The following is a 10,953-nucleotide window of genomic DNA, read 5'->3' as shown; positions in this document are numbered from 1 at the left end:
ACTTCTTCGAAACCCGTGTGATCGAGTACCAGACCGGCGGCGCGCTGAGCTGGGATTGATTCCTGAGCCCAGCCCCCCTATGAAGCCCTGACGTGTTCAGGGCTTTTTTATGCCCGGTGAATTGCCACTTCTTGAAGCACATCCGGCTGACCACCTCGCCCAGAAGGGTTCGGATCGCACCACCAATGCTGTAGCCTTATGCCCCAATTACCATCAGCGTTGTCACCGGTCGAGTGATCGGAACGCTTTCACTGAAGCGCTTTACAGCAAAGTCGGAAGATTGGCACGGGAGTAGACTCCTGCTGTCACACCTGATGCACGCTAAAAAAATACTAGATAGGACCGAGGCCAACCCGTGAACCCAGACATGCTCGAAGCCGGCCCCGTTGACGCCAAAGTACTCTCCGTCTTTGACTTCGACGGCACCCTGACCCACCACGACAGTTTCGTGCCCTTCCTCAAGTTTGCCTTTGGTACCGGTGATTTTTATGGCCGGATGGTCAAGCTGGCGGTGCCGGGGCTGCGCTTTTTGGTGCGGCAGATCAGCCGGGATGAGTTGAAGGCGCAGTTGATTCGCACCTTTATGACCGGGGTGGAGAAGACGTGGGTGCAACAGAAGGCCGAGGAGTATTGCCAGCGCAATTGGGCGCGGCTGATGCGCCCGGCAGGGGTGTTGTCGGTGGAGCACGAGTTGGGCTCGGGAGCGGAGGTCACGCTGTGTTCGGCGTCGCCGGCGTTGGTGTTGCAGCCGTTTGCGAATCGGCTGGGGATCAAGTTGATCGGGACTGAGCTTGAGGTGGTCGACGGGGTGTTGACCGGCAAACTCACCGGGAATAACTGCCGGTGTGAGAACAAGGTGCTGCGCCTTGAAGCGGTGTATGGAGACCTGGGGGAGTATCGGCTCCGGGCCTGGGGCGATACGCGTGGGGATAGGGAGTTGTTGGCGGCGGCGCAGGATGCGCATTTTCGGCATTTTCATTCGAAGAAGAAGCGCAAGCAGTTGCGGTGATCGCGCACTGGCATGAGATGCCAGGGGTTGAATGCCAGATTGGTGATGAAGCCCAACCTGAAAAGGTTGGGCTTTTTTGTGCCTGGTAGAAAACACTGCGCGTTAGATAGCACATTGCCTAGGCGGAAAATGTATCGATACCAATAGCGAGTTCGGCAGGTGGACCGAGGTGATCCCTTCGCAGCCTCGCTGGGGCTCGACAGCTCCCACAGTTGAGCGTCGTGAGCTTGTTGAGCGGTGTTCGGCGGAGCTTATGTCGTGGCTTTGAGGTCCACGCCCAGCGCTGTAGCGAAGGCTTTTACCAGCGGGCTTCTTGGGGCGTTGTGGCGCAGGATCAGGTTGAAGGCGGTGCTCAGGTGAACATGCTCCGGGCACAGTGCGCGCAGGCGCCCTTCCCTTACCAACGATGCGGCGTAGTGCTGGGGCAGGAAGCCGATAAACCGGCCGGTCAGCACCAGGATGGCGACCGCTTCAACCTGGGAGGCTGAGGCGGATTGGCTGTCGTAGTTGACGAAGTTGGCCTTGTCGCGGTGGATCGCGTACCGATGGTTAACCACTTCGTATTGGCGCAAGACTTCCGGCGTGATGTCGCTCGCAGTGAACAGCGGATGTCCTACGGCGCAGTAGGCGTGGGCCTTTTCTTCGTACAGCGGGAAGTAGTCGAATTCCTCACGGCGTTGGTACACAGGGACGATGCCGACGATCAGCCTTCCTTCCACCACACCGCGCTCAACTTCGTCCAATTGTGAGGCATGTAAGCGCAATCTAATCTTGGGCGACTCGCTGTGTAATTTTCCCAACGCGGTAATCAGCGGCGAATTAACGTCCGATACAGTGTTATCAATTACGCCGACACTAAGGTCACCAATAAGCTCGTTTTGCGCCGAACTAAGCTTGTCGCGAAAACTGTCCACCGAGGTAAATAACTCGATGGACGCCTGATACACCAACTTGCCTTCTTCGGTGAGGCCAAAGCCTTCCCTGCCGCGCGTACACAGGCGCATGCCGATGCGGATTTCAAGGTCGGAGATCTGTTTGCTGATGGCCGCCAAGCCCACATTCAGCTCGTTTTGCGCGGCGCTGAAGCCGCCGGCTTCGACAACCGCCATGAATACCCGGAGCAATTTGAAGTCCAGCCCGCTCAGTTGCAGGGGCGGTCTTGTGCCGGGTTTGGGCGGTATGTTTCCAGAAGTGGAAAGTGGGGTTTCCATAATACGCGTTGACCTCAAGTGCCATATTCAACAGGCTTTGACCCAGTCCTTGAACATAGCCAGGCGGCGATAATGAACATAAACATCCGCCCTTGGCAACCATGAATACGGCGCGTCAGACGCCGATTCAGTCTAGTTGAAACCTTATTTTTACTGCCTCCGACTCTTCTAAAAACAAGCGTGAGGAACATCCATGTCCCAGCCCACCGACCGCCTTTGGGGCGCTCGTTTCAAGACCGGTCCGTCTGCTGCATTGGCCGCGTTGTCGCGTTGCCCTGAGCGCTATTTCCGTCTGACGCTTTACGACCTGGCCGGCTCCCGTGCCCATGCACGTGAGTTGCAGCGCGCCGGTTTGCTGGATGAGTCGGAAACCCTGCGCACCCTCGAAGCGTTGGACAGTATTGGCATGGACTTCGCCGCCGGCACGCTGCATCCGACCCTGGATGACGAAGACGTGCACACCTTTATCGAACGCGTATTGACCGAGCGCCTGGGCGCCTTGGGTGGCAAATTGCGCGCCGGGCGTTCGCGCAATGACCAGACGGCCAATGACCTGCGTCTTTTCCTGCGCGACCACGCGCGCACCATCACCACTGAGGTGCTGGGTTTGCAGCAAGCACTAGTGGACCAGGCTGAACAGCATATCGAGAGCGTCTGCCCCGGCTTTACCCATTTGCAGCAGGCACAACCGATTGTGTTTGCTCATCACTTGCTGGCCCACGCGCAATCGATGTTGCGGGATGTGCAGCGGTTGGTGGATTGGGATGCGCGAACGGCGTTGTCGCCCCTCGGTGCGGCGGCCATGGCCGGTTCGGCGATTGCGCGCCAGCCGGAGCATTCGGCCAAGGAGATGGGCTACACCGGGCCGTGTGAAAACTCGATCGACGCGGTCGCCAGCCGTGACCATGTGGCGGAGTTTCTGTTTGTGGCGGGCATGCTCGGGGTGAATATTTCGCGCCTGTCTGAGGAATTTTGCCTGTGGTCGTCGCGGCAGTTTCGCTGGGTGGTGCTGGACGATGCCTACGCCACCGGTAGCTCGATCATGCCGCAGAAGAAGAACCCGGACATTGCCGAATTGGCGCGGGGCAAGGCTGGGCGCTTGATTGGCAACCTGACCGGGTTGATGTCGACGCTCAAGTCGTTGCCGCTGTCGTACAACCGCGATTTAAGTGAAGACAAGCACAGCGTGTTGGACAGTGTGGATACCTTGCTGCTGGTGCTGCCGGCGATGGCCGGGATGGTCGCAACCATGAAGGTGCAGGTTGAAGAGCTGCGGCGCCAGGCGCCGATGGGCTTCACCTTGGCGACGGAGGTGGCGGATTGGTTGGCCACGCGCGGTGTGCCGTTCAAGGAGGCGCATGAGATTACCGGCGCACTGGTTCAGGCCTGTGAGAAGCATGAGATTGAATTGTGGGAAGCCTCGCCGGCGATGTTGGCGGAGGTGGACGCGCGGTTGCTGCCTGAAGTGCGGGACTGCTTGAGCCTGGAAGCGGCGATTGCGGCGCGCAGTGGGTGGGGCGGGACGGCGCCGGAGCGGGTTCGCGAGCAGATTGGGCGGTTGAAGATTGCATTGGCGGCTCAGCAGCAGTGGGCTGAGAGCTATCAGGGCTTTCGGATTTAAGCCTGTCAGAGGTGTGGTGCTGGGGCTGACGCTTTCGCGAGCAAGCCCGCTCCCACATTTGGACCGAGTACATCAGTAGTAGCGTCATCAGTTTTGGAGAAGCACCATGAACCAAACCCCGGCAGAGCGCTTGGAAGCCGAGCGCAAGTTGTCCGAGAACCAGTTCGATATCACGCAGTACGAGCACGTGCCGCGTCGCTACTACGGGCGGATGTTTTTTGCCACGTTGATCGTGATTGTGTTGGCCGCGCTGTTGCGTGCATTTGCCAATGGTCAGATCGAATGGTCCTACATCGGTCAGTTCCTCACGTCTGAAGCCATCCTCTGGGGCCTGGTGAACACCATCATCATGTCGGTGTTGGCCATGGCGCTGGGCGTGGTGATCGGCGTGATCACGGCGATCATGCGTATGTCGGCCAACCCGATCCTGCGGTATGTGGCCATCACCTACACCTGGCTGTTCCGCGGCACGCCGCTGATCCTGCAACTGCTGCTGTGGTTCAACCTGGCACTGATCTTCCCGGTGATCGCAATTCCGGGCCTGTTCAGTATCGACACTGTCGATCTGATGACGCCCTTCGTGGCTGCCCTGCTCGGCCTGAGTATCAACCAGGGCGCCTACACCGCCGAAGTGGTGCGCGCCGGTTTGCTCTCGGTCGACACCGGCCAGTACGAAGCCGCCAAATCCATCGGCATGCCGAGCCTGCAAGCCCTACGTAGGGTAATTCTGCCCCAGGCGATGCGCGTGATCATTCCGCCTGTAGGCAATGAGTTCATCAGTATGGTGAAAATGACCAGCCTGGCCAGCGTGATCCAGTACTCGGAGCTGCTGCACAACGCGCAAAACATCTACTACGCCAACGCACGGGTCATGGAGCTGCTGATTGTGGCCGGCATCTGGTACCTGGCGGTGGTGACTGTTCTTTCATTTGGTCAAAGCCGCCTTGAGCGTCGTTTTGCCCGCGGCGCCGGCAAGCGTTCGTAAGTCTGGGTTGAGGAGATTTGCCCCATGAGAAGCATCGTCAAGGCCGTCAACCTGAACAAGTATTACGACCAGTATCACGCGCTGCGCGACATCAACATCGAGGTCGAGCAAGGCGAAGTGATGTGCATCATCGGCCCGTCGGGTTCCGGTAAAAGCACGCTGCTGCGTTGCGTCAACCAACTGGAAAAAATCGACAAGGGCGGCCTGTGGGTCGACGGCGAACTGGTGGGTTACCGGGTCGTCGGCAACAAGCTGCATGAGATGAATGAATCGCAGATTGCCCGCCAGCGCCTGGCCACCGGCATGGTGTTCCAACGCTTCAATTTGTTCCCTCATATGACCGTGTTGCAGAACATCATCGAAGGCCCGTGCCAGGTGCTCAAGCGCTCGCCCAAGGAGGCCATCGAAGATGCGCTGGAGTTGCTGGCCCGCGTCGGCCTGGCAGACAAGCGCAATGCCTACCCTGTGGAGTTATCCGGCGGCCAGCAACAGCGTGTGGCGATTGCCCGCGCATTGGCCATGCGCCCCAAGTTGATGTTGTTTGACGAACCCACGTCAGCCCTCGACCCGGAGCTGGTAGGAGAGGTGCTGTCGGTGATGCGCGATCTAGCCACCACCGGCATGACCATGATCGTGGTCACCCACGAGTTGGGCTTCGCCCGCGAAGTGTCCAACCGCATGGTGTTCATGGATGCCGGTCAGATTGTGGAAGCCGGCAGCCCCGAAGAAATTCTAATAAGCCCACAAAACCCGCGTACCCAAAGCTTTATTTCTGCCGTTCGCACTTAACTAAAAAACAAACGAGAACGCCCCCATGAAAAAATTATTTATCCCAACCTTGCTCGCAGGCTTGCTGGCCTCCTCCGCTGTTTTCGCGGCTTTGCCGGCGGCAATCAAGGACAAGGGTGAGATCAGCGCGGCCATCGTGCCGAACTATCCGCCGATGGATTTCAAGGACCCGGCCACCAACACACTCACCGGTTTTGACTTCGATCTGGGCAACGCCCTCGCCGAGCGCCTGGGCGTAAAGATCAAGTGGCAGGAAACCGGCTTCGAGCAAATGCTCAGCGGCCTGACCACCAAGCGCGTGGACATCGTGCTGTCGGGCATGACCGATACCGCCGAGCGGCAGAAATCCGTAACCTTTATCGACTACTTCAGCAGCGGCCCGCAGCTGTACACGATGGCCAAGCGTGAAGACCTCAAGGAATTGACTGACCTGTGCGGGAAAAAAGTCGGCACCAGCCGTCGCACCACTTGGCCGTCGGAAATTGCCGCGTGGAGCAAGGAAAACTGCGAAGCGGCGGGTAAGCCAGCGATCGTGGTAATCGGCACCGAAGGCTCGGCGGATGCGCGCGCGCAGTTGCAGCAGAACCGCTTGGATGCGGCGATGCAGGGCAGCGAGACGATTCCTTATTTGATGTCGCTGGACAAGGGCAAGTACAAGCCGGTGGGCTTGGCGATTTCCAAGCAGTTCACCGGGCTTGGGATCGAGAAGAGCAACACGCAATTGGTCACCGCGATCAGTGAAGCGTTGCAGGGCATGATCGATGACGGCACTTACGGCAAGATCCTGAAAAAGTGGGATCTGGAGCAGGGCGCGGTCGAGAAGATCAGCATCAACGCCGGCCAATAACCCTCCTTCTGTAGGAGCGAGCACGCTCGTTCCTACAGAAAACCAAGCCACCCAGACAAGGACATGTGCCCCACCGTGGCCACCTACTCCCTGGTAATCCGCCGCCTGATGATTTGCTCGCTGACCATCGTCATCAGCCGGGCAATGACCAGTCCCTTGATGACTTTGTTGCTCAGCCGGCGCCTGGGCCTCAACCAGCAGGACATCGGCTTGCTGATGGGCATCGCGGTGTTTACCGCCACCCTGATGGGCCTGTACGGCGGCTACGTCATCGACCGCATGGAAAAGCGCAAGCTGCTGATCCTGGCGATGCTCTCCAGCTCCATCGGTTTTCTGTTGCTGACCTTTGCCACCAACCTTTACCTCACCACCTTGACACTCGTCATCACCGAGTCGGCATCGGCGCTGTTCCTGATCGGTTCCAAGGCGATCATCAGCGAGAACCTGCCGGTGGAGCAGCGCGCCAAGGTGTTTTCCCTGCGCTACACCCTGACCAATATCGGCTACGCCACAGGCCCCATGGTGGGCGTGGTCATTGCCGGGCAGATGCCCCTGCTGCCATTCATGCTGTCCAGCGCCATCGCGTTTATCAGCGTGTTCCTGATGATAGGCATCCCGCCAACCCAGCGTGAGGAAAGCAGCAAGCCCTTGAGTTTTCTCACCACGCTGAAAACCCTGCGCAACGATCGCAGCCTGGTGCTGTTCACCGGCGGCAGCCTGCTAAGCACCATCGTGCATGGCCGTTACACCTTGTACCTGTCGCAATTTCTGCTGGTGATTCACAACCCGGATGATGCACTGAAAATTCTTTCCGCCGTGCTGGCGTGCAACGCAATCACGGTGATGGTGCTGCAATACCAGATCGGCCGCTTCCTTAAGCGTGAGCAATTGCGTTACTGGATCCTGCTGGGCACTGCGCTGTTCATCGGCGGCCTGATCGGCTTCAGCCAGGCCGACAGCCTGCTGTCGTGGTGTGTGGCCATGTTCGTGTTCACGTTGGGCGAGATGATTATCTTCCCGTCCGAATTCCTGTTTATCGACACCCTTGCCCCCGAGTCGCTGCGTGGCAGTTACTACGGCGCGCAGAACCTGGCGGCCTTTGGCGGGGCGCTGAGCCCGGTGATTTGTGGCTATTTGTTGATCAACTCACCGCCGACCACGATGTTTTATGCACTGGCCGGGTTGACGGCGGCGGGCGGTGCGCTGTGCTTCTTGAGCGGGCGGCGGGTTGCAGGTTCTTGCTGATATTTACGCAGGATCCCGCTATTAATAGCCAAACCTCTCACGGACCCAAGCCCCATGAAATTCGACACGGCCTACTGCCTGAGTCTCGATGATAAGCTGTCGATCTACGACGTACGAGACCTGAATTTCGACGAAACAGCCGATTTCGACTCAGACAAGGACAGCTTTCTCTGCCCCAATGACGACTGTCGTGCGGCGTTTGATCCCGGCAACGCGCTGAGCACCTTCAACGCCAAAAACGTCAATTACCTGCGCACGCCGCATTTCAAGAACAAGACCAGCACCCGGCATATCGACGGTTGTCGTTACGCCAGCACGCACAAGACTGCGGTAGATGACAGTGACGACGAGCGTGAGGACCATTTCCCATCGGAGTTTGTACTCACCCGTCGTCAGTACGAACGCCAGACACCGCTTGCGAGTACAGAGGGAAGCATCCCACACGATCCAGTGAAAGCGCCCTCAAACCGAAGCTCTGTATCCCACCGCACCAATGACAGCACCCCAGACAAAACCAGCGTGTTCGCCCACCCGGTCGAATGTTTCGTGTCCAACATCGACGACAAAGACAAGCTCAAGTCCATGCCGTTGAAAATCGGTGACCACACCGCGACCTACTGGACGTTTTTCAAGAAAATCGAATACCTGCAAGACAACAAAGGCCTGATCTACTGGGGCAAGATCAGGGCGATCAAGGACTACACCAGCAGCTTTCGCATCGACTTCGAAAAGAAAGTGTGGCTCGACAAGAAGCCCTACTCGGTCAACGTCTACCTGAGTAAAAAACTCATTGAGAACTACCGCAAACGCAAGGTGTTCCTGGAGCAGATCAAGGCGGCAGTGGACAGTGAGCGCGCGTTGTACTGCTTTTTCTACGGGGTGACGCCGGAGCTGAAACAGGTGCCGAGCAAGAAGAATCCCGAGCAGACCTTCGGGGTATTCAGTGCCAATATCGAGAACCTGGACCATCTGATCATTCGGGAGGCGCCAGGGGTGGAATAGTGGGTCAGCAAAAATCCAGTTGATGAGCGGTCAAAACAACTGTACAAAAACACAGTATAGTTTGCCCTCCCCCCGTCGAACCTGGAGAAACCCCATGTCCTCTCTGGCAATGAGCTCTTTCGTAGAACAGCAGATCGTCCTGCATCAATTCACCGCCAAACACAGTGTGCAAGCCCGCGCGATGCTGGGCTGGAGCCGGGAAGACCTGGCTCGCCAGGCCGGTGTGGCCGTTGAGGCGGTTCAACAGTTTGAAAGCCAGCATGACGTGGGGGATGAAACCCGCCTGGCCTTGGCGTTTCGGTTGGAAGCTGAAGGGCTGGTGTTTTTCCCGGGGTTTGCACCGGGGTGGGGGATGAGTGTGCGCCGGTTTGACTGTGCAGAACCAGAGCCTGTAGCGCAGGGCATCCTCTCCCGTCTGATAGGCACAACGTCGGCATCTCTTGAACCTAAAGGTGCGTAGAGCTTCATGCCTGCAGTTGTCGCGCCCAGCGCATCATGTGCGGCGGTTGGCCAAAGGCACGCAGGAATGCACGGCGCATCCGTTCCAGCTCGCCGAAGCCGGTTTCGCGGGCGATGGTGTCGATGAAGTGGTCGCCAAGATCGAGCAGCAGGGACGCCTACGAAACAGCAAGGCTCCCTGGCACCCAACCTGTCGCATCGCTCCCCAGCGGCACGCTACGGTGTCAAAGTTGCGGCTTAACCGCTACCTGAGCTGCTTGCTCATACCCATGGGCCACTGCCAGCAAGGTAGGCTCGGCCCATTGGGTACCAAAAAAGTAAGCACTGGTGGGTAGACCATCCTCATCTACACCAGACGGTACGGCGATTCCCGGATAGCCGGCTGCCGCGACGCCGAAGTAACTGTTGGTGTCGAAATCCGACACCATCGCGTCCAGGTTTTCTGCCTTGATCGGGTCATCGATCGAGCTTCTGAAATCCTGGATGAGCGCCTCCCACAGTGGCTTGCGTGCTGCTGGCGTCAGCGTTGAGGCGCTGATTTCCCTGAGCACCGGTTGATGATCCGTCTCACTGCCATCGCGTTCGTCGTTGAACCGGATCAGTTCGGTCAGCGACTTGACCGGCAATCCCGAGCGCTTGCCCAGGTAGGTATTCAGTGAGTCCTTCACATCCGAAAGCAATAGTTCGTCGTACCGTGAGGCATCGGCCAGGCGCAGGTTGACCGGCACCAACACCGCGCCTTGCTCGCGAAGCACTTCCAATGTCCGATTGAACGTCGTGCTGTTCTCCACTGGCAGGGTTTCACCCTCTTTGGAGAACGTGGCGGGATAGCCGATACGCTTGCCTTTCAACGCGCCTGGAACCAGTAACTGGGTGTAATCGATACCTTGGGGTGCTCCCACGCTTGCTGGATCCGCAGGATCACTGCCTGACATGGCATTGAGCATCAGTGCAGCATCAAACACAGAACGCGTCATCGGGCCCGGTGTGTCCTGGTACTGGCTCGCGGGAATAATTCCATTGCGATCCAGCAGGCCGACAGTGGGCTTGAGCCCGACAATACCGTTGCGCGCTGCCGGCACAATGATCGAACCGTTGGTTTCTGCCCCCACCGCCATGGGCGCCAACCCTGCTGCAACGGCGGCGGCAGAGCCGGAGCTGGACCCTCCAACGTCGGCATCCCTTTGATGAGGGTTGCGGGTCTGCCCGCCCCGACTGCTCCAACCATCGGGGCCCCCACGGAACCCAGCCATTTCAGTCATGTTGGTTTTGCCGAGGATCACCGCGCCCTGCTGGATCAGGTAGTCCACCAACGGGGCGTTCTTGCTGGCTGATGCACCGACCAGCCCAAACGCACCCGCACTGGTTTGCATGCCTTCGGTTTCGATCGTGTCCTTGAGCAAGATGGGCATGCCATGCAGCGGCCCGCGCACGTTGCCATTGGCCCGCTCACGGTCCAACTCACGTGCGGTTTCAAGCGCCTTGGGGTTGAGTTCGATGATGGCGCTCAGTTGCGGATCCAGTCTGCGAATCCGCGCCTGCAGGTGAGTGACCAGATCGGCCGAAGTGAGCCCGCCCGGCAGGGCCATTTGCCTGCTGAGCTCGTTGACACCGAGGTATTCAGTACCCGCGGGCACAGGTGTTGAAGCCGTGGGTGAGGCGTCTCCAGCGAACGACTCTACGACCTGCCAAACCATGGCGCCCATGCCATATGCGATTCCTAACATACGACCTCCTGAGAAGTAAGAAATGAAGAAGGACCAACGTTGATCCGTAGGCCAGTCT

Annotated in this window: 10 protein-coding genes and 1 pseudogene; 9 read left to right on the top strand and 2 right to left on the bottom strand. The window is 58.5% G+C overall.

What is annotated here, in order from left to right; all coding sequences use genetic code 11:
- Positions 1–121 precede the first annotated feature (121 nt).
- Together AC4PS7_RS27210 and AC4PS7_RS27205 are read left to right on the top strand one after the other, a co-directional pair.
- Positions 122–295: pseudogene (locus tag AC4PS7_RS27210) on the top strand (HNH endonuclease); the annotation flags it as partial.
- Positions 296–367: 72 nt separating this feature from the next.
- Positions 368–1,009 carry an HAD-IB family hydrolase gene (locus tag AC4PS7_RS27205; protein ID WP_010208296.1) on the top strand — a complete coding sequence of 214 codons (642 nt, stop codon included), beginning with the start codon at positions 368–370 and terminating at the stop codon, positions 1,007–1,009.
- 251 nt (positions 1,010–1,260) lie between these two features.
- On the opposite strand, the gene AC4PS7_RS27200 is transcribed toward AC4PS7_RS27205, so the two are convergent.
- Positions 1,261–2,220 (bottom strand): LysR family transcriptional regulator, encoded by a 960-nt coding sequence (locus AC4PS7_RS27200; protein ID WP_256454523.1) that lies wholly within the window; start codon positions 2,218–2,220, stop codon positions 1,261–1,263.
- Between the two features lie 193 nt (positions 2,221–2,413).
- On the opposite strand from AC4PS7_RS27200, the gene argH reads away from it, so the two are divergent.
- From argH to AC4PS7_RS27165, 7 genes are all read left to right on the top strand, one after another.
- Positions 2,414–3,841, top strand: a complete 1,428-nt coding sequence (argH, locus tag AC4PS7_RS27195; protein ID WP_431480412.1) for an argininosuccinate lyase — start codon at positions 2,414–2,416, stop codon at positions 3,839–3,841.
- Positions 3,842–3,947: 106 nt separating this feature from the next.
- A complete protein-coding gene (locus AC4PS7_RS27190; protein ID WP_010208291.1) occupies positions 3,948–4,826 on the top strand; it encodes an amino acid ABC transporter permease in 879 nt (292 codons plus the stop codon).
- Between the two features lie 24 nt (positions 4,827–4,850).
- A complete protein-coding gene (locus AC4PS7_RS27185; protein ID WP_010208290.1) occupies positions 4,851–5,615 on the top strand; it encodes an amino acid ABC transporter ATP-binding protein in 765 nt (254 codons plus the stop codon).
- Between the two features lie 25 nt (positions 5,616–5,640).
- Entirely contained in the window at positions 5,641–6,462 is an 822-nt protein-coding gene (locus AC4PS7_RS27180) for an ABC transporter substrate-binding protein (protein WP_042571263.1), read from the top strand.
- Positions 6,463–6,537: 75 nt separating this feature from the next.
- A complete protein-coding gene (locus AC4PS7_RS27175; RefSeq protein ID WP_010208287.1) occupies positions 6,538–7,707 on the top strand; it encodes an MFS transporter in 1,170 nt (389 codons plus the stop codon).
- A gap of 54 nt (positions 7,708–7,761) precedes the next feature.
- Positions 7,762–8,709 carry a hypothetical protein gene (locus tag AC4PS7_RS27170; protein ID WP_154846699.1) on the top strand — a complete coding sequence of 316 codons (948 nt, stop codon included), beginning with the start codon at positions 7,762–7,764 and terminating at the stop codon, positions 8,707–8,709.
- 94 nt (positions 8,710–8,803) lie between these two features.
- On the top strand, positions 8,804–9,169 hold the full coding sequence (locus AC4PS7_RS27165) for a helix-turn-helix domain-containing protein (RefSeq protein WP_021491290.1): 366 nt from the start codon (positions 8,804–8,806) through the stop codon (positions 9,167–9,169).
- Positions 9,170–9,392: 223 nt separating this feature from the next.
- Here the strand turns inward: AC4PS7_RS27165 and AC4PS7_RS27160 are convergent, their stop codons facing one another.
- Positions 9,393–10,895 carry an amidase family protein gene (locus AC4PS7_RS27160; protein WP_492179835.1) on the bottom strand — a complete coding sequence of 501 codons (1,503 nt, stop codon included), beginning with the start codon at positions 10,893–10,895 and terminating at the stop codon, positions 9,393–9,395.
- Positions 10,896–10,953: the final 58 nt, after the last annotated feature.

The organism is Pseudomonas sp. DW-iso3, assembly GCF_058725305.1.
This window is presented reverse-complemented; position numbering and strand designations above follow the sequence as displayed.

Coding starts and splice junctions, on each gene's coding strand:
- AC4PS7_RS27160 (WP_492179835.1), bottom strand. CDS start 10,895: ATGTTAGGAATCGCATATGGCATGGGCGCCATGGTTTGGCAGGTCGTA.
- AC4PS7_RS27180 (WP_042571263.1), top strand. CDS start 5,641: ATGAAAAAATTATTTATCCCAACCTTGCTCGCAGGCTTGCTGGCCTCC.
- argH (WP_431480412.1), top strand. CDS start 2,414: ATGTCCCAGCCCACCGACCGCCTTTGGGGCGCTCGTTTCAAGACCGGT.
- AC4PS7_RS27185 (WP_010208290.1), top strand. CDS start 4,851: ATGAGAAGCATCGTCAAGGCCGTCAACCTGAACAAGTATTACGACCAG.
- AC4PS7_RS27200 (WP_256454523.1), bottom strand. CDS start 2,220: ATGGAAACCCCACTTTCCACTTCTGGAAACATACCGCCCAAACCCGGC.
- AC4PS7_RS27165 (WP_021491290.1), top strand. CDS start 8,804: ATGTCCTCTCTGGCAATGAGCTCTTTCGTAGAACAGCAGATCGTCCTG.
- AC4PS7_RS27170 (WP_154846699.1), top strand. CDS start 7,762: ATGAAATTCGACACGGCCTACTGCCTGAGTCTCGATGATAAGCTGTCG.
- AC4PS7_RS27190 (WP_010208291.1), top strand. CDS start 3,948: ATGAACCAAACCCCGGCAGAGCGCTTGGAAGCCGAGCGCAAGTTGTCC.
- AC4PS7_RS27205 (WP_010208296.1), top strand. CDS start 368: ATGCTCGAAGCCGGCCCCGTTGACGCCAAAGTACTCTCCGTCTTTGAC.